Source organism: Coprobacter fastidiosus, assembly GCF_030296935.1.
Taxonomy (GTDB): Bacteria; Bacteroidota; Bacteroidia; order Bacteroidales; family Coprobacteraceae; genus Coprobacter; species Coprobacter fastidiosus.
Map to the genome: position 1 here is coordinate 2,300,080 of NZ_AP028032.1, position 24,733 is coordinate 2,324,812.

The 24,733-nt window shown below is 38.8% G+C and carries 18 protein-coding genes; 10 read left to right on the forward strand and 8 right to left on the reverse strand.

Annotation, left to right across the window (positions count from 1 at the left end):
- Positions 1 to 14: 14 nt before the first annotated feature.
- From QUE35_RS09120 to QUE35_RS09130, 3 genes are all read right to left on the reverse strand, one after another.
- Positions 15 to 527, reverse strand: coding sequence for a DUF4251 domain-containing protein (locus QUE35_RS09120; RefSeq protein ID WP_031258177.1), 513 nt, complete (start codon positions 525 to 527; stop codon positions 15 to 17).
- Between the two features lie 187 nt (positions 528 to 714).
- A complete protein-coding gene (porZ, locus tag QUE35_RS09125; protein WP_022600063.1) occupies positions 715 to 3,027 on the reverse strand; it encodes a type IX secretion system anionic LPS delivery protein PorZ in 2,313 nt (770 codons plus the stop codon).
- An 18-nt stretch (positions 3,028 to 3,045) separates the two neighbouring features.
- The gene (locus tag QUE35_RS09130) at positions 3,046 to 3,627 is read right to left on the reverse strand and encodes a non-canonical purine NTP diphosphatase (RefSeq protein ID WP_022600066.1); all 582 of its coding nucleotides are present in this window, start codon (positions 3,625 to 3,627) and stop codon (positions 3,046 to 3,048) included.
- A gap of 342 nt (positions 3,628 to 3,969) precedes the next feature.
- On the opposite strand from QUE35_RS09130, the gene QUE35_RS09135 reads away from it, so the two are divergent.
- The 8 genes from QUE35_RS09135 (at position 3,970) to QUE35_RS09170 (ending at position 11,970) form a co-directional block, all read left to right on the forward strand.
- A complete protein-coding gene (locus QUE35_RS09135) occupies positions 3,970 to 5,202 on the forward strand; it encodes a site-specific integrase (protein WP_005867000.1) in 1,233 nt (410 codons plus the stop codon).
- A gap of 17 nt (positions 5,203 to 5,219) precedes the next feature.
- Positions 5,220 to 5,612, forward strand: a complete 393-nt coding sequence (locus tag QUE35_RS09140) for a hypothetical protein (protein ID WP_005866999.1) — start codon at positions 5,220 to 5,222, stop codon at positions 5,610 to 5,612.
- A 28-nt stretch (positions 5,613 to 5,640) separates the two neighbouring features.
- Complete coding sequence (locus QUE35_RS09145) at positions 5,641 to 5,973, forward strand: hypothetical protein (RefSeq protein ID WP_031258179.1); 333 nt, start codon at positions 5,641 to 5,643, stop codon at positions 5,971 to 5,973.
- 247 nt (positions 5,974 to 6,220) lie between these two features.
- Positions 6,221 to 7,582, forward strand: coding sequence for a MobV family relaxase (gene mobV / locus QUE35_RS09150; protein ID WP_005866998.1), 1,362 nt, complete (start codon positions 6,221 to 6,223; stop codon positions 7,580 to 7,582).
- Between the two features lie 121 nt (positions 7,583 to 7,703).
- A complete protein-coding gene (locus tag QUE35_RS09155; RefSeq protein ID WP_005866997.1) occupies positions 7,704 to 8,543 on the forward strand; it encodes a DNA adenine methylase in 840 nt (279 codons plus the stop codon).
- Positions 8,536 to 9,813, forward strand: coding sequence for a type II restriction enzyme (locus QUE35_RS09160; RefSeq protein ID WP_005866996.1), 1,278 nt, complete (start codon positions 8,536 to 8,538; stop codon positions 9,811 to 9,813). Before QUE35_RS09155 ends, QUE35_RS09160 begins: the two co-directional genes overlap by 8 nt.
- A 20-nt stretch (positions 9,814 to 9,833) precedes the next feature.
- A complete protein-coding gene (locus QUE35_RS09165; RefSeq protein WP_005866995.1) occupies positions 9,834 to 10,088 on the forward strand; it encodes a hypothetical protein in 255 nt (84 codons plus the stop codon).
- Between the two features lie 310 nt (positions 10,089 to 10,398).
- Complete coding sequence (locus QUE35_RS09170; RefSeq protein WP_022600073.1) at positions 10,399 to 11,970, forward strand: phosphoethanolamine transferase; 1,572 nt, start codon at positions 10,399 to 10,401, stop codon at positions 11,968 to 11,970.
- Positions 11,971 to 11,983: 13 nt separating this feature from the next.
- Here the strand turns inward: QUE35_RS09170 and QUE35_RS09175 are convergent, their stop codons facing one another.
- Positions 11,984 to 12,853, reverse strand: coding sequence for a YitT family protein (locus tag QUE35_RS09175; protein WP_022600074.1), 870 nt, complete (start codon positions 12,851 to 12,853; stop codon positions 11,984 to 11,986).
- Between the two features lie 334 nt (positions 12,854 to 13,187).
- A complete protein-coding gene (gene leuS / locus QUE35_RS09180) occupies positions 13,188 to 15,956 on the reverse strand; it encodes a leucine--tRNA ligase (protein WP_022600076.1) in 2,769 nt (922 codons plus the stop codon).
- A 328-nt stretch (positions 15,957 to 16,284) separates the two neighbouring features.
- Between leuS and dusB the strand changes: the two genes are divergently transcribed.
- On the forward strand, positions 16,285 to 17,268 hold the full coding sequence (dusB, locus tag QUE35_RS09185) for a tRNA dihydrouridine synthase DusB (RefSeq protein ID WP_009318373.1): 984 nt from the start codon (positions 16,285 to 16,287) through the stop codon (positions 17,266 to 17,268).
- Between the two features lie 26 nt (positions 17,269 to 17,294).
- Positions 17,295 to 18,029, forward strand: coding sequence for a head GIN domain-containing protein (locus QUE35_RS09190; protein ID WP_081705584.1), 735 nt, complete (start codon positions 17,295 to 17,297; stop codon positions 18,027 to 18,029).
- 101 nt (positions 18,030 to 18,130) lie between these two features.
- Here the strand turns inward: QUE35_RS09190 and QUE35_RS09195 are convergent, their stop codons facing one another.
- Genes QUE35_RS09195 through QUE35_RS09205 form a run of 3 tightly spaced genes read right to left on the reverse strand, consistent with a single transcriptional unit; the run spans position 18,131 to position 24,561 of the window.
- Positions 18,131 to 19,894, reverse strand: coding sequence for a T9SS type A sorting domain-containing protein (locus tag QUE35_RS09195; RefSeq protein ID WP_022600081.1), 1,764 nt, complete (start codon positions 19,892 to 19,894; stop codon positions 18,131 to 18,133).
- A gap of 56 nt (positions 19,895 to 19,950) precedes the next feature.
- Positions 19,951 to 21,270 (reverse strand): RagB/SusD family nutrient uptake outer membrane protein, encoded by a 1,320-nt coding sequence (locus tag QUE35_RS09200; protein WP_022600082.1) that lies wholly within the window; start codon positions 21,268 to 21,270, stop codon positions 19,951 to 19,953.
- 12 nt (positions 21,271 to 21,282) lie between these two features.
- Complete coding sequence (locus tag QUE35_RS09205; RefSeq protein WP_031258182.1) at positions 21,283 to 24,561, reverse strand: SusC/RagA family TonB-linked outer membrane protein; 3,279 nt, start codon at positions 24,559 to 24,561, stop codon at positions 21,283 to 21,285.
- Between the last annotated feature and the right edge of the window lie 172 nt (positions 24,562 to 24,733).

Consider the following 24,733-nt stretch of genomic DNA (forward strand, 5'->3'; position numbering starts at 1 on the left):
GAAAATTAAATAAGCTATAAAACAATGTTTCCGTTGTAAGAAATACCTTGTTTATTGTTCGGTTGTACATGTATGTATGCTCTACCTGACGAAGGCCACATATCTATGGATACCTTGAAAAAATCTTCGTTTCCTCTTATATCGAAACTAACGGCATACTTTCCTTTTTTAAGAGCACGAAGTTTATAATTTTCGTATTTGTTTTTCGCTTTTATTCCTCCTTCTCCACCACCGTAAGGAACAGAATAGGCTACACCGAAATAAGGAAGTTCTATATATGCCGAATCGTTACTTATTTTTACAGAATAGGGAGAGGTGAGATATACGGTCTTTCCGTTCATGGGAGAAGCTGAAATGACCGATATTTTATATTTTTTATTCTGTATGGCATCTAATATTTTTTTACTCTCTGTTTGTTGTGTTTTTTCTTTCTGAATAGAATTTGCCGATACTGATTTTTTGTTTTGTGCCGTTGCAAAAGCGATGCAGATAACGACTGACATACATAATATTAAAATCTTCTTCATAACAAATTTATTTTAAAACCTGTGTAAATTTTCCGATAAGGAAATATTATCAGGTCAGATTAGTATTTTCACTCATCATATAGTCTGCTGTCATCCTCGTAAAATCAGAAAAATATTCTCGAAAGGAACTTTTAAATCTGACCCGGGCAAAATTCAAACAGGATCTTAAAGTTCAGGAAAAAAGTCATCAGTTTACTATTAATATTTTGGTAACGACACCTTCTTTTCCATTGCTGGATGAAGCAAATACCAAATATACTCCTGTTTTCACCCTATCTCCGTTTCTGTTCAATCCGTTCCAAACCATTTGGCCGCCTTCCGAATAATCTTGATAAATAAGATTTCCGGTAGTATCGGTAATTTTGACTAAAGATCTTTCCTGTAATCCTGTAATTGTTATAACTCCTGTATAATCAGGACGAACAGGATTAGGAAATGCATATACGTTGGAGAAATCTTCCTTGGGTTCGGTCGCATCGGAACGGTAAGAAACCAATCCTTTTTCAGTTCCGAAAAATACCTCTCCGGTAGTTTTATTTATGGCTATCGAGAGAACATTATTCGAAGGCAATATACTATTGTCCATATTAAAGTGGTGTATGGTTTCAAGACCATCTTCACTAACCAAATATACTCCCGATGATTGGGTAGCTATCCATTTGCGGTTAGCTCCGTCTACAGCGATATATTGTATATTTTCATCATTTAGAAGTAAATCTGCCGCGTTTGTTCCGTCATTTCTCGGTATTTTTATCCGTGTACATCTAAAGTCCGATTGCATGAAATTGTCAGGATTATTTAATACGATAGGCCCTCTGTTTGTTCCTATCCATAACTGTCCGTTTCTGTCTTCTGCAGCACAAATAAAGTCGTTTCCGTCTATCTGTTTATTATCCTGATCCGAAAAAGTCGAAAATTTTCGGGTCTGGTCATCACTCATATTTTCCAAAGTATTATTCGTATTAAAAGCGAAAACAAAGGATGTTTTAGGAACAATAACCCATTTAGAAGAAGAATGTTTACATAATATTATTTGTTCGGTATATTGTTGTGTTACTATGTCGGGATAATTAAGTTTTATCCAATTTCCGTCTTTTTTCATGACAAGAATACCGGGTGTACTGTAATTTATCATCCACAGGTTTTTAGATGAATCAAAATTCAAACAATTTACTTTATGACTCCATCCACCGGAAATAGGAGAATTATCTTCTGTTCCATTCCAATGGGTGTCATATTGCTTATTTTTGAAACGATATAACCCTTCGAACCATGTTCCTATATAAAAAGTTTCCGGATCTTCAGGATCTTCGGCAATATTGTAAGTCGTACAAAATTTTATATCCGGATGTATGGTCGTAGGGATATTGTCAGTTTCTATATTAGACCATTTATTATTTTCGTAAATCGATATGTGGGAATCTATGTATTGGTCATAAATATTTTTACTGCCTACCCCCTGTGTACTGACATATAATTTGCCGTTGTCGGTCATAGTCAAAAAATAGGGAATATTGACAGTCGAGTAATTGAGGTTGTCTATATTTTTAGATTGCTGGAAAGATTCGTTGCTTCTTTTAAATGCGGCAATGCCTTTTTTATGCAATATCCAATATGTATTTTGTCTATTATTCATACTTACATCTATCGGAACAATATCCGACATATTGTAATCAGAATAAATGATTTCATCGGTTTTGTTATTGTTTTTATCATATACTATTATGTTATTTGTTCCGCAGGCCATATAGCCGGTATTCGTTTCTTTTATAGAGGATATATTACCTTTATTGTAAATAGCGGTAGAATTACTTTCCGTATCGAAGTAAATGATATTTTTATTAGTATCTAACATCCACATTCCGTTTTCTAAAGAAAGCAATTGAGTGCCTTCGGTCGAATAGCATTTTTCCCAATTGTCGAAATCATATAATACATCATCCAATTTACAGCGATAAAGCCCCTCTCCTTGTACCAGACAATAAAAGTATTCTCCCATTACTGTGGCAGAATTAATGGCTTTATTAAAATTATAAGTTGTTTTTATCTCTTTTTTGGGAACATTCAATATAACGATACCGAAATCTGTAGAAAGATATATTTCATCTTTATAGAAAGTTATGTCATTGATATTTTTAGAAGAAGTTATGGCTGTATTTTTTATGTAAGGTATGTTATATACCGATTCCCCTATTATAAGATCTATATTGCTGTTTGTATAAGCAATTGTCAATATATCGTGTTCATCGTTATATTTTATAAGTTTTATATCGTTGTCGAATAATATATTCAACCGGTTCAATTCCCTGAATTCTTCGTCTTCTTTACCATAAGAAAACAAATATCCGTCCGAAAGAAAATATATTTTATCTTTCGTTTCCGTTATTTGTGAAGGTGTAAGAAATACCGGATAAATTTTCCATGCTCCTACTTCTGTCTGGGCGAAAGACAGAAGAGAATAAAGTAATATACCGACAAAAAAGAATAATTTCTTCGTCATAATCGAGGTACTCTTTTTTTATTGTATAGATTGCAAAAAGTTTATAAGTTTCTTTACAGCTAAGGCTCTGTGACTTATTTTGTTTTTTATGTCATTTCCTAACTCTGCGAATGTTTGAGTATATCCGTCCGGTACAAATATAGGATCGTATCCGAATCCTGATTCTCCTTTTTTTTCTGTGATTATTTCTCCTTCTATTTTTCCTTCGAAAAGATATTCGTTGTTACCTGTTATTAATGCTATGCAAGTTCTGAAACAGGCTGAACGATCGTTTTTGCCCTTTAAATTTTCAAGGACTTTTTGCATATTTTTCTCTGAGTTATGATCGTTTCCGGCATATCGGGCCGAATATACTCCGGGTTCGTTATTTAAGGACTTTATTTCGAGCCCCGTATCGTCTGCAAAACAGTCGTAACCGTATTTTTCTTTTATATATCGAGCTTTAATAAGTGCATTTTCTTCTATCGTACTTCCGGTTTCAGGGATGTCTTCATGACAATTTATATCATCGAGGCTTAAAATATTCAATGCATTATCAAGAATGTTCCTGATTTCTTCTAATTTATGCTTATTATTTGTTGCGAAGACGATTTGTTTCATAATAGAATAACTTATTGTATATAACGTTATAAATAAACTTATTATTGTTAGTTCTTTCTGAAACAAAAGTATAAAATAAACACATAGCGAAAAAGTAAATTTGGGCAAAGCGTAGCGAATTAGCTGATAGAGTGTTCGTTACGCTTTGTTTTTCTATGGGGCAGAGCCAACGAAATACCACCTCGAAGCCAAACAGCGCAGAAGTTCAGTTACCACCTCATTACCCCCGTAACGGGTGTGAATTTCTTGCTAAATGGTTCTGTTTCTGTGATTTGCGTAATTTTGCATAGCAGTCGGTAACTCACTAATAACTAATTTTGTAACCAAAAAAAGGAGTGAGTTATGCGAAGTACATTCAAGGTATTATTTTACGTGAAGAAAGGCAGCGAGAAGCCGAACGGCAACCTGCCTTTAATGTGCCGTATCACGGTGGACGGCGAGATTAAACAGTTCAGTTGCAAGATGGACGTTCCCCCACGGTTGTGGGACGTGAAAAACAGCCGTGCTTCGGGCAAGAGCGTCGAAGCGCAGAGAATCAACCTTGCGGTAGATAAAATCCGTGTGGAGGTAAACCGCCGCTATCAAGAGTTAATGCAGACGGACGGATATGTTACCGCCGCCAAACTCAAAGACGCCTATCTTGGTATCGGCATCAAGCAGGAAACCTTGCTGAAGCTGTTCGAGCAGCACAACGCCGAGTTTGAGAAGAAAGTCGGGCACAGCAGGGCGCAGGGTACATTTACCCGTTATCGGACGGTCTGCAACCATATTCGGGAGTTCCTGCCCCATACCTACAAGCGTGAGGACATCCCGTTAAAGGAACTCAACCTCACGTTCATCAACGATTTCGAGTATTTTCTGCGCACGGAGAAGAAATGCCGCACCAATACCGTGTGGGGCTACATGATTGCGTTGAAGCACATCGTTTCGATAGCGAGAAACGACGGACGTTTGCCGTTCAATCCCTTTGCCGGATATATCAACTCTCCCGAAAGCGTGGATAGGGGCTACCTCACCCAAACGGAGATACAGACGCTCATGGACGCACCCATGAAGAATGCCACCCATGAACTTGTACGGGACTTGTTCGTCTTTTCGGTGTTCACGGGTTTGGCGTATTCGGACGTGAAGAACCTCACCGCCGACCACCTGCAAACATTCTTCGACGGCAACCTTTGGATAATCACCCGAAGAAAGAAGACCAACACCGAATCGAACATCCGTCTTTTGGACGTTCCCAAGTGTATCATAGAGAAATACAAGGGACTGGCTCGGGACGGTCATGTTTTCCCCGTTCCGAGTAACGGCAGTTGCAACAAGATACTCAAAGAGATAGGCAGACAATGCGGCTTCAAGGTACGTTTGACCTACCATGTTGCAAGACACACGAACGCCACGACCGTGCTTCTGTCGCACGGCGTACCCATCGAAACGGTGAGCCGTCTTTTGGGGCATACCAACATAAAGACCACCCAAATTTACGCCAAAATCACCGCCCAGAAGATAAGCCAAGACATGGAAACCCTGTCGCACAAGTTGGAGGATATGGAGAAGAATATCTGCCGAGCCATCTAATTAAAAACAGAATCCCGATGAAAGAAGAAAGGAACATTATCACGATGGACGGGCAGGGCAATATCTCCCTGCCGAGCGATATAGGTGCAACCGCCATGACCGAGCGGGAAATCTGCGAACTGTTCGGGGTTATCGCCCCGACGGTTCGGGCAGGGATAAAGGCACTCTGCAAAAGCGGAGTTTTGAAAGAGTACGGCATAAAACGCCTTATCCGCTTACCGGAGAGAAGTTACATCGAGGTTTACAACCTCGAAACGATAGCCGCCCTCGCTTTCCGTATCGAGTCGTTCGGGGCGGCGAAAGTCCGCAGGGCATTATTAGAGAGGATTATACACGGGCGAAAAGAGAAAACGACGGTATTCGTGTCGGTTGTTTCGGACGGCAAGCCCAACAGCCGTTGGAAAGCATGATGATACACCAACATATCAACATACCAACATGCAAACGTACCAACATACCGGCATGCAAACATGCAAACCTATCACTATGGTGATATATATTGCAGGTTCTATTCCTCTTTTCAGAGGAAAGCGGAGCAATCATTTCCGTTTACAAAGGCAAAGCAAGCACGGGGCTTTATGTCGGCTAAAAGGTCAGGCGGCTGCGCCGTTTCCCGATAAATCTTCCTCTCGCTTCGCTGCGAGCGTATTTATCGGGAAAACCTTGTATCCGACCGCCCCGTGCAAAAGAGCCTTTGAAAACGGAAACGACCGCCCCGCCGCCCACCACCGACCGAAAGGGAAAAATAATAAGGTGGGGTTATACGGGTAAGCAGACGGCAGGGACAGCCATAGCCGAAAGGCAGACGGGCAGACGGACGACACGCCGCAGGGTATTTACGGAGAAAATACCGTAGCTTATTAGGGAATTTTCCGAGCCGCAATACTACGTATCGCTGAAAATTCCCCAATAAGGCAAGGGGCAAGCCCCTCTGCACACCCCATCGGGGACGGCATTTGCCGCCCCCGAAGATACAAAAAATCATTGTTTCACAAGCCAAAAAAGAAAGGAAGAATATATGGGTTTCGTAGTTTTACACATGGAAAAGGCGCACGGCGGCGACAGCGGAACGACCGCACATATCGAGCGTTTCATCATACCGAAGAACGCCGACCCCACACGCACACACCTAAACCGCAGGCTCATCGAATACCCCGACGGGGTGAAAGACCGTTCGGCGGCTATACAGCAGAGATTAGAAGAAGCGGGGCTGACACGCAAAATCGGAAGCAACCAAGTACGGGCTATCCGCATCAACGTGTCGGGAACGCACGAGGATATGAAGCGGATAGAGGAAGAGGGGCGTTTGGACGAGTGGTGCGCCGACAATCTGAAATACTTCGCCGACACGTTCGGAAAGGAGAACATCGTGGCGGCTCACCTGCACAGGGACGAGGAAACGCCGCACATACACGTTACGCTCGTCCCCATCGTCAAGGGAGAGCGAAAGCGCAGGAAAAGGGAGGAACAGGCGAAGAAGCGATACCGCAAGAAGCCGACCGACACCGTGAGGCTGTGCGCAGACGATATTATGACACGGCTGAAATTAAAATCCTATCAAGATACCTATGCCGAAGCGATGGCGAAATACGGGCTGCAAAGGGGCATAGACGGCTCGAAGGCTCGCCACAAGTCCACGCAGCAGTATTATCGGGATATACAGAAACTCGCCGACAATCTCAAAGCGGAAGTGGTGGACTTGCAGCAGCAGAAAGAAATGGCACGGGAGGAACTAAGACGGGCGAAAAAAGAAATACAGACCGAGAAGCTGAAAGGGGCGGCAACCACCGCAGCCGCCAACATCGCCGAGAGCGTCGGTTCTCTTTTCGGCAGTAACAAGGTCAAGACGCTGGAAAGGGAGAACACCGCCCTGCATAGGGAGGTAGCCGACCACGAGGAAACCATCGAAGCCCTGCAAGACAGAATACAGACCATGCAGGCAGACCACAGCAGGGAGATACGGGAAATGCAGCAAAAGCACGGCAGGGAGATAGCAGACAAGGACACAAGGCACAAGCAGGAAATATCGTTTCTGAAAACGGTAATCGCAAGGGCGGCGGCATGGTTTCCCTATTTCCGTGAAATGCTCCGTATCGAAAACCTCTGCCGCCTTGTGGGATTCGATGAAAGGCAGACCGCAACGCTCGTCAAGGGAAAGCCGTTGGAGTATGCGGGGGAACTCTACTCGGAGGAACACGGACGGAAATTCACGACCGAAAAGGCAGGGTTTCAAGTGCTGAAAGACCCCACGGACGGGACGAGACTGGTTCTTGCCATTGACCGAAAGCCCATTGCCGAGTGGTTCAAGGAACAGTTCGAGAAGTTAAGGCAGAACATTCGCCGACCTATACAGCTACAAAGGAAAAACAGAGGAATTTAAGAACGAATAATTAGCTATACCTCAGCAATTGAAATCAAAACAACCAAATTATTGTGGATTCTTATAGGATAAATCAGTAAAAGTAGTACCTTTGTAATTGATATAATAGACTTTATATAAAATGGCTAAGAATAAACTTGTAGTTCCTTTTTTGAAATGGGTTGGAGGAAAAAGACAACTTATTCCAGAAATTAGAAAGATGTTACCCAAAGGGGTAGCGAATCGTCCCTACTATGAGCCATTCATCGGAGGCGGAGCTTTATTTTTTGAACTCCAGCCAAAACAAGCAGTTATAAATGATTATAACGAAGAGTTGATCAATGTTTATACGGTTATAAGGGACAATCCCAATGAACTTATTGAGGATTTAAAGAAACATAAAAATACGTCAGAGTATTTTTATGAAATTCGCTCTATGGATAGGCAACCTCTTTTTAAAAATCTTACCACTATCGAGCGAGCATCACGGATTATATATCTCAATAAAACTTGCTATAATGGATTATATCGGGTTAATAATGCCGGGGAATTTAATTCCCCATTTGGGAAATATAAAAATCCAAATATTGTCAATGAGCCTGTAATTAAGGCGGTAAGTAAATATTTAAATTCTGATCGGATTCAAATATCAAATGGTGATTATGAGGTAATATTGAGAGATATACCAACAAACTCATTTGTGTATTTAGATCCTCCGTATCATCCTATTTCAGAGAGTTCTAATTTTACAGGATACGTGCAAGGTGGATGGAGTGAGAGGGATCAGCTTAGGCTAAGAGATGTTTGTAATAGATTAAATAGCAATGGCATAAAATTTCTCCTATCAAATTCTGCATCTAATTTTATAAAAGAAATTTATGCGGAATACAATATTCATGTAGTACAGGCAAGTCGTGCTATAAATTCAGATTCTTCTAAAAGAGGGCAAGTTGATGAATTTTTAATTAGCAATTATGAGTAAATCCAAAAATGACATAGCATGGGAGAAAATTTTTGAGAAGTATTGCATCTTGGACAAACTTGCCAATAATGAACGTATCTCAATTTCTTCGACAGAAATTAATCAGTTTAGAGAGGCTCGTTTAATGACAAAGTTTGACCATAGATCTCAACTTCCAAAATTGTTTATAGATCATAACTTATCAATATTACCTACATCCAGAGGTACGTATGAAATCGGAAAATTTAAAACTTTTTGTGATTTTAATAAAGATGATATAGAGATAACTCCTATTGACTTTCCAACTTTCTTGGAAAGTATAGATTATAAAGATATTACGAGTGAATCAATAGCTATAAATTGTGCTTTTGTATCTAAGATATTGCATGATTTTACAGGAGAGGAAAATCTGTTACCTACTGTCTCTGGTCGGATGAGTTCTTCAGTCTTTGATTTTACGATTAATTCAGGACAAAACATTTTAAAAATTAATGTTGATAATTCACAAATTGAAATAGACGGAGGGTATGAAGGAGATAGTTCTTTAAATTTGATTGAAGCCAAAAATTATATTTCTGATGATTTTCTGATTCGACAACTATATTATCCATATAGATTATGGAGTAATAAAATAGGGAAACGTGTTCGTCCGATATTCTTGACGTATTCAAATGGTATTTTCCATTTGAGAGAATATGAATTTGTTACACCTGAATTATATAATTCTATCCGATTAATACAACATAAAAAATATGCAGTTCAAGAAGGAGGAATTAATGTTGAGAATATACAGAATATTTTGGATAGTATTCAAGTTGTAAAAGAACCTGAGTTGCCTTTCCCTCAAGCAGATAGCTTTGAACGAGTAATTAATCTTTGCGAGCTATTAAAACAAAAAGGATTTATTTGCAAAGATGATATTACGCAAAATTATGATTTTGATCACAGACAAACCGATTATTATTCAAATGCGGCAAAGTATTTAGGATTAGTAGAGGTTGTTCGTGAGAATCAACAAATAGGGTGCATTCTAACTCGTGATGGCTCTCGTATATTTAATCTGCCCATTATTGAACGGCAATTGGAATTTGTAAAACTTATATTGGCACATACGGCATTTCAAAACACCTTGAAACTGTATTTTGATAAAGGCAATGTTCCAACAAAGGGCGAGGTCGTTGAAATAATGAAAAGTGCAAAATTGTATAATATTGATTCTGAACAAACATATAAACGAAGGGCATCTACTGTTATATCTTGGATAAATTGGATATTAGAACTAATAGAGTAATAATTTAAAGAATAAGAATTATGGCTTGTGAAAAACAACATCGTTATGATCCTCAGTACAATAATTTACCTGTCGATCAAGGTGGGGCAGGAAGACATCGTTGTGCAGGATGTGCTTATGAGAGAGGGTATGAAGATGGACTAAATCGTAAAGAAAAATTAGATTTGGACTTAGATTCATTACCAGAGAGTCAAGCTGGAACAGTTAGGCATAAAAGCCCACATGCAGCTTATGCTGCTGGTTATTTAGCTGGAGTAGAAGATTCTTATAAGTAAATACCTGTTCCTCCGTTTCAAATAACATCCCCATACGATAAATATATATTGTATGGGGATGAGTAAATTAGAAAAATTGTATATTTGCACTTTATAAAGAGTTATTTGACAGCATAGCACCGCAAATCGTTGAAATTCGCACGGTTGCTAACTCGTTACCACTATTTCTCAAATAATTTGCTAAAAGTTTATTCCTCAATTGGTTAAGTCAAACCATTGAAAATCTAAAATATAAAATGAATATTCTATATAATGATTATCTTATTGTTATAGAATAAAATTATCTATTTTTGTTTTTAAAATAGATTTTATGAAATCGATACGGGCATATAAGTTTTTTCGGGAGTTCGGAAATATATTATATAGGAATAAAAATTATTATTATTTTTTGATTGGTATAGGTTTCTATTGGGCTTTATTTTTTACACTATCAGATTTTATATCTATACCATGTTCCTCTTTCAAAGATTATGTAGGTAATGGAATTCAATGGGCTTGCGTTTCGTTTGTCCCGTTTCTTTTTTGGGTATTTGTTTCTATGAACAAATATTTGTTCGCTTTTCTTTTTCCTTTATTCAGTATTGTATGTGCTGTACTTGCCTATTTTAGATATGCTTATAAATTTGTTTTAAACAGTATGATGCTGTATACAGCTTTTAATAACGATGTGCGTATAACGGCAGAGCTTATTTCTCCTTATTTGGTGTTATTTGTACTGATAAATCTGTTTATTTCTTTTTTATTTGTACGGTATCTTTGGAAAATGAAGATATATAAAAAGTCTTGCTTGTTTTCTTTTAATGGTTTCTTAGCATTTTCTCTTTTCTTTCTGATGTTTCAAGGCAACTCCCCTATAAAGAGAATGATAGAGAAGCGTATTCCGGCCAATCTTGTTTTTACTACTCTCGATTATTATAAAGGAAAGACAGATATAGCTAAAGAGAGAGAACGCTCTTTTGACTATGTGAAATCGGAATGCGATTCTATTACTGTGGTTTTGGTTATAGGAGAATCTCTTCGTCCCGATCATCTTTCTGTAAATGGGTATTTTCGTAAAACTACTCCTAATCTCGATACTCTCGGTGTTATATCATTTCCTAATGTAAATTCTTTATATTCTTATACAAATCAAGCTCTTCCCTATTTAATGACTCGTACCGATACGTTGCATACGGATAGAGCTTATAAAGAGAGGTCTTTTATAGATGTATTCAAGGCCGGAGGGTTTCATACTTCGTGGATAAGTAATCAAGATTCGGAAAAGTCGTATGTTTATTTTATAAATGAAGCCGATACAATTTTTTATGTAAATCGATCTCATGATGTTTATAGTTTCGACCAATGGCTTGATGAAGATATATTACCTTATTATAATCGAATGATAGACTCCGAGTATTCTAAAAAACTGGTAATTCTTCATACTATCGGTTCGCATTGGTGGTATAATTTGCATTATACAAAAAAATATGAAGTATATAAACCTGTTTTGAAGAGTAAGATCATTTCTTATTGTACAGATGAAGAAATCAAAAATTCGTATGATAATACGATCTTATACACCGATTATATTCTTTCTGAAATAATAGATAAGTTAAAAGATAAAAACGCTGTTTTGATATTTGTTTCGGATCATGGTGAGGCTTTAGGAGACGATTCTTTTTATTTACATGGAACCTCTCATCCGGCCATGTTCCGTACGGCAATGTTTGTATGGATGTCTGAAAAATATAAGTCGTTGCATCCTGAACATTTGGAGAATGCCTTAAAAAATAAGGATAAATCTTATATGACCGATTTTGTTTTTCCTTCTATTATAGATGCCGGATGTTTGGATACGGATATACTCGTTAAGAGTAAAAGTATTTTTGCAAGTTCGGAATAGCAGCAAATGGATATTATCCTTTGATCTTATCAAAACCTTCTCCATACACGCCGACTACATTAGATTGAGATATGAATGCGTGAGGATCTATTTCTTTTACCAGTCGGAAAATCGATAAGGATTCGTTTCTTTTGGCAAGGATGACCAATACTTTCTTGGGTTGTTTAGAATACCATCCCATTCCGTCAAGAATAGTGACGCCCCTGTTGATATCCTTGTTGATACGGTCTGCTATTTCCTCATACTTTTCTGAAAATATCAATATTTGTATAGATCGTCTGACTCCGTTTATAACCATATCGCAGGTATAAGTCATGACTGCCATGACTACGATCCCGAAAACAATTTTTTCGATGCTATGGAAAAGTACGTAAGAGGATGATATGATAAGAAAGTCGCAATACAAAATCGATCTTCCTAAAGATATTTCTTTATACTTGTTTATCATGGCGGCAATAATATCTGTTCCTCCGGTGCTGCCGTTATGGGTGAAAACAATACCTATTCCGGCTCCGCAAAGTATTCCTCCTATGATGCACGACATAAACGGTTCTCCGGTAATAAGCGGTTCTTTTATATACATTCCGAAAAATGAAAGAAGCAAAGTCATGACTATGACTCCGAATATGGTGCGTATGCAGAACTGTATTCCCAAAATACGTATTGCTGCTATTAGCAGTAAAGCATTTAGTGTAAAATAAGATATTGCTACCGGGATTTTAGTCCCGAAAAAGATGAGTGCCGAAACTCCGGCAATACCACCGGTGGTGATTTCATTGGTAAGTAGAAAACTCGTCCATCCGAAAGCATAAAGAACTAATCCGAAGACGATGATCGTGTAGTCTTTTATTTCGATCCAGGCTTTATGAGAATTTAAATTCATAATGCTGATACTGTTTATATCATTGTTATCAAGAACCTTGTTTGAATTTTCTGACAAAAAATATTATCAAGTTATCTTTGTGTTTCCTTTCGGTCTTTTTTCGTTTTCATTCATCAGATAGCTGTTATCCTCCTCATAAAGACAGAAAAACATACTTAAAAAACTCTTAAACCTGACCTGAGTAAAATTTATACAGATTCTAAAACAATTTCAAAGTTACATCTTTTTTATATTTTTCCAAATTCAAATTCTTAGCAGACTGATATTCAAAAATATCCCCGAAAAGTTTTAATTACTATACTTTTCGGGGATATTTTTGTGAAAATTTTTTCGTTTAGAGAACGATATTGACGATTTTTTTAGGGATGATGATGATTTTCTTAGGAGTCTTTCCATCTATCCATTTTGCAGATGACGGATGTTCCAATACTGTTTTTTCTATTTCTTCTTTAGAAGCATCTGCTGCGAATTCGATATTGAAGCGGGCTTTTCCATTGAATGAAATTGTATAGTTGACAGTATCTTCTTTAAGATATTCTTCATTGAATCCCGGCCATTGAGCATCACATACCGATGTCGTGTGTCCTAATTGCGACCATAATTCTTCGCATATATGCGGTGCGAACGGAGTCAACAGTATTATGATCTGTTCCAGTATTTTACTGTTTCTGCATTTTAATGCAGAAAGTTCATTTATACAAATCATAAAAGCACTGATAGAGGTATTGTATGAGAAATTTTCTATATCCCAGCTTACTTTTTTGATGAGTTTGTGTAATGATTTCAGTTCTTCTCGTGTAGGTTCTTCATTATTCACGACCAATTTGTCTCCGTCGAAGAACAGATTCCAAAATTTTTTCAAGAAACGGTGTACACCGTCTATACCGTTTGTATCCCAAGGTTTACTTTGTTCGAGCGGACCTAAGAACATTTCATATAAACGAAGAGTATCTGCACCGTATTTTTCTACTATATCATCCGGATTTACGACGTTGAACATCGATTTTGACATTTTTTCCACTGCCCATCCGCAGATATATTTTCCGTCTTCTAAAATAAATTCTGCCGTTTCAAATTCAGGTCTCCATTTTTTAAAGGCCTCTATATCGAGAATATCATTACTTACGATATTTACATCTACGTGTATAGGAGTCGTGTCATATTTCTTTTTAAGATTGTATGATACGAATGTATTGGTATCTTTTATTCTGTAGACGAAATTAGACCGGCCTTGAATCATACCTTGATTTACTAATTTGCGGAATGGTTCGGCTTCACAGACAATTCCCAGATCATACAGAAATTTGTTCCAGAAACGACTATAAATGAGATGTCCGGTGGCATGTTCGGTTCCACCGATATAAAGATCTACGTTGCGCCAATATTCGTTAGCCTCTTTCGATACGAGCGCATTGTTGTTATGCGGATCCATATAACGGAGATAATATGCTGATGATCCGGCAAATCCGGGCATGGTACAAAGTTCTAAAGGAAAGTGATCTTCTGTTTCCCAATTTTTCGCTCTTCCCAGAGGCGGTTCGCCTTGTTCAGTCGGTAGAAACTTATCTATTTCCGGCAATAACAAAGGCAATTTGCTTTCGTCCAGCATATAGGGCATATCGTCTTTATAATAGACAGGAAACGGTTCGCCCCAATATCGTTGACGACTGAAAATAGCATCGCGCAGACGATAATTGACTTTGATCCGTCCTAATCCTTTTTCCTGTATAAAAGCTTTTGTTTTAGCTATAGCCTCTTTCACTTCAAGGCCGTTGAGGTCGAGACCGTTTCCGCAAGAATTGATCATTTTACCCTCTTTGGCATCGAAGCTTTCTTCGGAAACGTCACAGCCCTCTATCAACGGAATGATCGGCAGACCGAAATGTTTGGCAAAGGCATAGTCGCGGCTGTCATGTGCCGGTACTGCCATAATCGCTCCTGTTCCGTATCCGGCGAGCACATAATCGCTTATCCAGATAGGAATTTTTTCATTATTCAGCGGATTTATGGCGTATGCTCCGGAAAATACTCCACTTACGCTTCTGTCCATTAATCGTTCGCGCTCTGTTCTGTGTTTGATACTGTCCAGATAGGCATCTACCTCTTTTTTCTGTTCAGGAGTAGTAACCTGTGCCACGTAATCGCTTTCCGGAGCTAATACCATAAAAGTGACTCCGAAGATCGTATCGGCACGTGTTGTGAATATTGTAAACTCTACATCCGATTCTACTACTTTAAACTTCATTTCAGCACCTTCGGAACGTCCTATCCAGTTTCTTTGCGTTTCTTTGAGAGACTCGCTCCAGTCTATCGTGTCGAGTCCGTCGAGCAGGCGTTGAGCATAAGCCGATACCCGTAAACACCATTGACGCATGATTTTTTGTTCTACGGGATAGCCTCCACGAACCGACAAACCTTCGCTGACCTCATCATTAGCGAGGACCGTTCCAAGTTGCGGACACCAGTTTACCATCGTATCTCCTAAATAGGCAATACGATAATTCAGCAAAGTTTTTTGCTGTTCCTTGACACTCATCTTTTTCCATTCGTCCGCCGTAAAAGAAAGCTCTTCGCTACAAGCGACATTCAACCCTTCAGTTCCGGACGTTTCGAAGATTTTCGTTAAAGTTTCTATGGGTAGAGCCTTTTGTTCATCATAGGAGTAAAAACTGTTGAACATTTTTTCAAAAGCCCATTGTGTCCATTTATAATATTCCGGATCGCACGTGCGTATTTCACGACTCCAGTCATAACAAAATCCTATTTTATCGAGTTGTTCCCGATAACGGTTGATATTTTTTTCGGTAGTTATTGCCGGATGCTGTCCGGTCTGTATCGCATATTGTTCGGCCGGAAGCCCGTATGCATCATATCCCATCGGATGCAGAACATTGAATCCTTTCAGGCGCTTAAAACGGGAATAAATATCTGAAGCGATGTATCCGAGTGGATGTCCGACATGCAGACCTGCACCGGACGGGTACGGGAACATGTCTAAAACATAAAATTTCTTTTTTCCCTCTTTCTCGGTCACTTTATACGTCTGGTTATCTTTCCAGTACTGTTGCCATTTTTTTTCTATTTCCCTGAAATTATATTCCATTTTATATCTTTTTTTATCTCTTTTTCGTAAGTGTGTTATTTACAATATGTTGGTTTTGATAGTAAATATCTTTGCAAAAGTAATAAAAATATGCTGTATATAAGAGCCAGTCTAAATTTTCCTTCTGTAAAATTCCGACAAGCCCTAAGCTTCTTGTCTTGTTCAGAAAGATAGTTTATGGTTATAAGAACGGGATAACTTTAAAAAATGTGTGAAAAGAGAGTTCGGTATAAGAGGTGATTGTCTGTAAAATAAAAAGTTTTTGTACGTTTGTAAAGATATCTCTTGTATATATGAGAATAGTCATAATCTAATGATAGATTGAATAATGAAAATAGGAAATATGGATTTGGGCAAATACCCTGTCTTATTAGCTCCTATGGAGGATGTTACGGATATTTCTTTTCGACTCATGTGTAAAGAGTTCGGAGCAGATATGGTATATACCGAGTTTGTGTCGAGCGATGCTCTTATACGGAATGTGAGTAAGACACAAGCCAAACTTTCTATCCGAAATGAAGAGCGTCCCGTCGCAATACAGATTTACGGTCGCGAGACAGCAGCTATGGCTGATGCCGCCCGTATTTGTGAGGAGGCTTGTCCTGATGTGTTGGATATTAATTTCGGATGTCCGGTGAAAAAGGTGGCAGGAAAAGGCGCCGGAGCCGGAATGTTGAGGGATATTCCTAAAATGCTTGAGATTACCCGGGCTGTTGTGAATGCCGTAAAAATCCCCGTGACGGTGAAAACTCGCTTGGGTTGGGATCATGATTCCCGAATAATCGTAGAACTGGCCGAGCAGTTGCAAGATTGCGGTATTGCTGCTTTGGCGATTCATGGGCGTACTCGCAGTCAGATGTACACCGGAGAGGCGGATTGGAGTTTGATAGGCAAAGTGAAAGAGAATCCCCGCATGAAAATACCTATCATAGGAAACGGTGATGTAACGACACCGCAAATCGCTCGTGAAAAATTCGAAAAGTACGGTGTAGATGCCATTATGGTAGGCAGGGCTTCTATCGGTTCTCCTTGGATTTTTAAGGAGATAAAGCAATATATGGAAACCGGGCATTGTGAACCTTTGTCTGTTTCGGATAAAATGTCTGTTTTGCGTCGGCAATTGAAAGAAAGCGTCGATCGGTTGGATGAACGTCGCGGAATTTTGCATATCCGCAGACATTTGGCAGCAACACCTTTATTTAAGGGTATTCCTAATTTTAGGGATACGCGTATAGCCATGCTCAGGGCTGAAACTCTTGGTGAATTGTCTGCTATTTTGGATAAAATAGAGTCTGAAATATTGATAAAATAGAATTAATTATAAAATAATCAGAAATCATGAGAATGAAAAATTTATGGAGAATAGCAGCGGTATGCTGTCTCTTTTCATTGTCGTTATTTTCAGCGCAGGCTGTCGGTGACGCAAATAACAAATATGTTACTAAAGAGATAAAGGTAGATGATTTTTATAGAGTAAAGATCAATACGGCGTTTAATGTAGTGTATCATCACAGTAAGGATTCTGCAGGATTGATTCGGATTTACGGAGAAGAAAATATTCTGGATGAAGTAAAGCCGGTTTCGAAAGACGGAACTTTAGAGATCAAATTCGTCAATACAGCTAAGCGTGAGTACGGGGTTATCATTTTGGACGTTTATTCTTCCGATTTGCAGGAAGTGCAGAGCGATGCAGGCGGAGTTTTCGAGACTTCCGGTAGTTTGTCCGGTTCAGAATTGGATATTCTACTGATGGGTAATGGTCTTGTTCGTTGTAACAAACTTGACTATGGCATTGTAAAAGCTCGTATTATGACCGGTTCGGGAGATATATTTTTAAGCGGTACATGCCGTGAAGCCCGTTTGTCTATTGCCGGTTCGGGAGAAATAAAAGGTCATGAGCTGAAAGCCCGTGATGTAAATTGCAATATTACCGGAAACGGAAGTATAGGTTGTTGGGCTGAAGAAAATCTGAAAGCTTTTATTACCGGGAAAGGCGATGTTTATTATAAGGGAAAGCCTACTGTCAAGAAACGTGGAATCGGGTCGGGTCGTGCTATTCCTCTAATCGATTGATCTGTTTTTTGTCTTTTTACGCATCTGATATATAGACAATTATTTAATAAAAAAAACGGGAAAATTATTTCCCGTTTTTTTTATTAAAAGGCTTCTATTCTTTATTTTTTGATGAATGGAATTACAGTTGTTCCATCAGCAGTTTTGATTTTTGCGATATAATAACCGGCAGCAAGGTCATCTACCGAAATTTGAGTAGTTGCAGAAACTGCTTTTACTACACTACCTTGTCCGTTTACGATGGTCACATCACAAACTTCAGAGAAGTTAAGAATGTCTTTTACCGGATTAGGATAAGCTTTAACAGTAGTTTTATCGGCTACATTGTTGTCGATAGCAGAGCTTTCTCCGTCTATAATTTGATTTACGGTAAATGTTCCTTCGTCAAATTCACTATTTGTTATATTTATAGTTACAGTAGATACTTTATTATCGCATGCTCCTACACCATTCTTATATACATTTTCAGCTTCTTTTGTAGATGTTGTTTCTCCGCTTTTATAGTCATAAACGATGGAATAAGAAGAATAGGTGGTAACTACTTTGTTTGCTTGATCTCTGGAGCTGAATCCATAATCGACAGTCGAATAAATATTGTTTGTGGAGAATGTAGTTCCTGTCGGATATACGGTCATATATTCATTTTGTGAAGCATCAATAGCAGGAGTCTCTATATTTCCTTGTCTTGCTGTTTCTACAGAGAGGTCGGATGGATTTATTTTTACTACATACGAGTCGAATTTTCCTTTACATATTAAATCGTTTTGGAAAGGAAGGTTTTCATTAAACAACCCGGCTACGACAATTTTGCCATCTCTTTCCGAAATGCCACCGATTACATTTTGAAGATCATTTGTTAATACCTTGGCTGATTCATATACGTTTTTCTGATTCAGTGTACCGTCGATATTAATATCGGCAAGAATAATTCCTCTGCTGTATAATTCTCCTTCGATAGGTAACTCTATATTCTCGGAACTATTACCTACGGTCAGGGTCTGATTACCCATCGCGCCAAATATAGCGTATATGTGATCTGTATTAGCATACATTTTGGCATCCGTAACCGAGTAAAGGGCATTTGCTCCTTCCACAATAGGACTTAAATCTGCTAATTTTGCATCGATTGCGAGGTCGGTAGTCAATGAAATTACACAACCGCTATATAAGTCGGCAGCCATGCCTGTACCGTCATCAAAGGCTTTTGCATTAAAAGTGAATCCGTCTTTTTCTGTTTTTCCGGCATAAAGAACAGATGCATATAATTTACCATTTATAAATTGTAGATCTTGTATGTTAAAACTTGCGTCCACTATTAGAAACATAAAAGATGAGCCGGGTAGGTCTGCCAGATTGGTTTTAAAAGTTTCCAATTTCAACAAAACACCAGCATTACTGTATTTTGCAATGAATCCGGAATTTGTATATAAAGTTCCTTCTCCTAATGGAGATTCGTATGTATTACAAGTTGCTGTTTGTTTGCTATTGTCCTGGCCGTTGAATATGGTTGTTTCTCCTGTATATGTACCGGCTACGTAAATATTCCCATCGTTATCATAAGTGATAGCGTTGATTTGAGTCGATTCTCCGTTAATTACATTTGCCCATACCGGTTCACCCGTAGCACTGTATTTAAACAGGAACGAATCTCCTGTGTTTTCAAAGTTCAAGGCTGTATTGCCAAAACTGACATCTTCTTTAGTTAAGCTTCCTGCCACGAAAGTTTCACCAGATGGTGTAACAGTAACGGCAGAGGATGTTGTGGCATAGGATGCCTTTGTCGGAGTATCTATGGTTTTACTCCACTGTGCTTGTGCCGACGTTACTAACGCTGCACAAAAAAGAATAAGTAGTCCTTTTTTCATAATCACAATAATTTAAAGTGAATAAATAGTATATGAGAAAAATACCTAATCTGACTTTAGTTGGTCAGATTAGGGTTACTTTGTATAGCCTCATTCGGTATGCGGATAGTATAACGCTCGTCACCCTGTTCGAGTTTATATTCTTTCTCGTTTTCTGTTTTTGTGATTGCCGGTTGAGTAGTACGACGGAGATCAAACCAGCGGTGTCCTTCGAAAGCCAGCTCACGATAACGTTCGTCATATATTTCTTGAAGCAATTCATCCTTATCCATTGCCTCTACTTTTGTTTCTTCTTCGGCATAGCCGGTAGCATTGAACCGTTTTGCTTTTAGTTGTAAAAGATAATCTTTCGCATCAATCAGATTATCATCCTGACAAGCCGCTTCGGCAGCATTCAGATATATTTCTCCGGTTCGGAATGTACAGGCATATTCGTTGCTTCCGCCCTTTCTTACCGTATATCTTCCGCCTCCTTCTGAAGTGTAGAAGCGATTTTTTCTTCTGTAATCGTTAGAGTTGTAGAGGTTATATAGATCTGTAGAGATATAGATAGCTCTGTTTATATCTGCTGAGGAATATTCCAGTGCCATAATCGACTCTACAGATTGATAATTGTTTGGCATTGTGGTTTGCGAAAGATCTACGAGTTCTTTATTTATTTCCAGAACTTCTTTAGATGCATTTAAAGATTCGCTCCATTTCTGCATATACAGGTATAATCTTGATCTGAATGCTTTTAAAGCTGTAGTGGTGAATCTGTAGTTAAAACCTACATCCCATTTTTCTACATTCAATCGTTTCCCGGCTTCAACGATATCCGACTCTATGGCTGCGTATATTTCCGCTACCGTATTCCGTGAAGGAGCGTCTTCAGTGTTCGAATTCAGTTTAAGAGGAACAGCTTTTGTATTTAAATTTTCTTCGTTATAGGGCTTTCCGTAAAGGTTGACCAGCATAAAATGTATATATGCCCGCATGGCGTATGCTTCCCCTACGAGTTGTGCTATTTCTTCTTTACTTCCCCCAGTCATTTTATTCTCGTTTTCTATTGTATAGTTGATGAGGAAAAGGGCTTGGTAATATTGCCGCCAACCAAAATCAGAAGAATAGTCGGGACTGTAATCATCCCATGTCCATTCTTCGAAATAAAGACTTCGGCTTTCCGTATCGGTAAAAGATCCTACTTCATCGCTGCGGAATGCCGTGCGTGCTCTTCCGCTTTTAGGAGTACTTACGTATGCCTGTGTCATTAAAGCTCTGAATTCTGTAGCAGTCGTAGGAATTACTTTTCCGACAGGAGTAATATCCAAAAAATTGTCGCAGGAAATGAATCCTGTTGCCAAAAATATTGACAGTATATAAATTATCTTTTTCATCGGATTCGTACGTTAAAAGTTTAAATTAAGACTGAACGTAACTGACTTCGGAATGGGTTGTGCATATACGTTACCCATTGTTTCCGGATCGAGATAATTGGTATAGTCCGATCCGACTACAAACAGGTTGCGTCCTTCTAAAGAAATAGATCCGGAACTCATGTGGAATAACTTCAGCCAATTCTCAGGCAGTTTATATCCGACACGAATACTTTGTATTCTCATATAGTTTCCTTTTTTTACCCAAGTGTCCATCGAATTATAATAATTCAAGTCATTGAAAGCCGTATATTCGTTGTGGCGATAAGACTGTCCGTTTTTCGTATCACTGATAAGTGCGGGGAAGCGTCCGTTCGGGTTGCTTGGTGTCCATCTGTCTAAAATATCACGATTCGTATTCATTCCCCGATCATAACTTGTGATGGAGTATGAAGGTTGTGTCTGGACGTATTGACCTAAATTGAAAATACAGTTGACCGCTATTTCGAAACGTTTGATAGTAAATGTGTTTGTAAAACCTCCTGAGTAAAGCGGTTCTGTAGTTCCGATATATTTGAATAGGGCCCGATGTTCCTCAGCCGTAAGGTCAGGACCATCATTCTTCATATTGAAATATTGTTCTGCGGTAACTTTTTCTCCGGCACTATTTAGGAATAGAGGGTACCCTTCGCTGTCGAGACCGGCAGACGGATAAGCGAAGATAGCACCGATCGGGTAACCTACCAATGACGGTGTCGTTTGGTTGGCAGGTACGGACATTTTCAAAATCTTGTTGTTGTTATATCCGATGTTGAAATTTGTGTACCATGTGAAATTTTTGGTATGTATGTTTCTTGTCGTCAAACTCAACTCTATTCCTTGGTTTCTCAACGTCGCCCAATTGACAGTGGTAGAAGAGAAGCCTGTTTCCAAAGGTGTCATTTTTGTCCCGATCAAGTCGCTGCTATAACGATAGTAATAGTCTATTCCCAAGCTGATAGCCTGATCGAGTACCGAGAAATCAAGACCCGCATTTACCGATTGGGTTTTTTCCCAACGCAGTTTATCATTGGGTGGAGAATCTACCCGGATGGTATTCTCGCTGTTGCCCGGTAATATCTGTTCTACTTTGTAAGTTCCCATAACGTATGGGGATGTATTTTTATCGATATTTCCCTGAATACCATAAGAAGCTCTGACAGCAAGGTTATCTATCCAATCGGCCGAGCGCATAAATTCTTCACTGGAGATTCTCCATAATCCGCTGACCGAATAAAGCGGGAGATAACGGTATTTTTTATCTACACCGAAAAGGTCAGAACCGTCAAACCGGATGCTTCCTCCTAATGTATAGCGTTGCAGCAACGTATAAGAGAATGTTCCGAACCATGACGCATAAGCATTTTCAACATAAGTTTTTGAATGCAGGGGAACAGATGAAGCTTGCTCGTTACTTGGGAAAATAACCGGTTGTGTAGTCAAAGTTTTCCGGTCGAACCCATAACCTGCAGAGAACAAAGTCTGATACCAAGTTTTTCTTATCTCAGCTCCTGCCATAGCCTCTATTTCGTGTATGTTCTTTATTTGAGTACGGTATTCGGCCATTGTTTTCCAAGTGACCTGAGAAGATTTATTTTCGTATTGTTTGTGGAAACCTCCGTCTGGAAGAAATGATTTGTCTCCCAAACTGGCAAGACGAGTTTTTCTCTTTTCTTTACGCATAGCATAGCTGTCGTGGTCTGCTATTTTTTCGATCGAGCTGTTATTTACCTGTAAACCTACTTGAGATGTAATTTTGAAATGGTCGTTTAACCTTAAATTTACATCGAATATAGAAGAAAACGATTGAATCGTATTTTCGTTTGAGGTATTATTCCTTTCTTCGAAAATATTGAAATTTTCTATTTCATCGTCACCTTTGCCTGTGATGTTGTCATCATATATGTAATTATTATTTTCGTCATATACCTGTTGATACGGATTTGCTCTCCGAGAATAAAATGTCGGGCTGGTAAAGCTGTCCGCATCGGTTAAGTATGAATGGTTCTTCATCTGGTTAGCGTATATATTAGCTCCCAGTTGCAAGTATTTATTTACCTTGTAAGTGGTTTTGCCGGTAAAATTGAATCGGCTGGCGTCTACACCGATAACGTTTCCTTTTTCGGTATAATAGCCCAAAGAGGTGTAATAAGTAGCACGATCGCCTCCACCGGATAAACTTAAATTGTATTCCTGATTGAATGCATCCCGGAAAAGAATATCATTCCAGTCTGTATTTATCGCGCGTAATTGGTTTATTGCGGCTTGGGCTTCGGGAGAAATGGCACTGAACCCTCCTGCTTTGAAAGCATCGAGCTGATTGTATTGTTGCAATATTTCCGATACACCGCCTTTTTTTTCTCGATAAGTATAGTCAGATTGTAATAAATCCATTTCTAACTGAACTTTTTCATCAGAGTTCAGTAAGTTTAATCTATCGATGTTTACATTGGGAACATAAGACAGTTTTGTAGAGAAAGAAACCCGAGTTTTCCCTTTTTTCCCGCTTTTGGTCGTAATAACAATAACTCCGTTGGCAGCTCGTGCACCGTATATCGCCGTAGCAGCAGCGTCTTTTAAAACGGTAACATCTTCTATATCGTTCGGATTGATACCGGCAATAGATGTAGAATATATATTATCTATATCTTGTAAGTCTTCCATTTTAGGTATATCTGTGCCTTCTAACGGAATACCGTCCAATACCCATAACGGATCTTGTGTTCCGTTTAATGAAGAAGTTCCGCGGATCCTTATTTTTACCGGAGCACCCGGAGCACCGGTTGATGTTACTGCAGAAAGCCCAGCTACCTGCCCTGCTAGGATTTGGTCAATCGAATGAGAACTTCCGATCAGTTGATCAGTCATTTTTACTTTAGAAATGGCTGAGGTAAGTTTCCGTCGCTCGATATTCTGATATCCGGTAACGACGATATTATCAAGCTCATGAGAGGATGATTCTAATTTGATGTTGTAAAATGTTTCTTTTCCGAGTTTGATCTCTTTTTGATTGTGTCCCAGATAACTGCAGAAAATGCGGGTAATATTATCGGGGACATTGATAATAAAGCTTCCGTCGATAGCCGTCATTACACCGATCGATTCTTTAGGATAATTTATCTTTTTCAGGTCATCGGTCGACACGAATACAGATGCTCCGATAAGCGGCATGTTGTCTTCATCTGAGGTAACAAGTCCTTTGATTTCACGGGTAGCCGAGAATACCGACATTGTATAAACCATCAGTGTGGAAATCAATAAGAATTTTTTCATCTGACAAAATCTGTATGTCCAAAAAAACGTTCGTTTTTTCGGACGGTTTATAATATTTACTCTTCGAGGATATAATTTCTATAAATCCTTTTATTTCAGTTTTTTGCTGATCCTTTGACTTTATCTGACAACCTTGTTTTTCTTGCTGAAAAAACGAACGTTTGTTTGAATG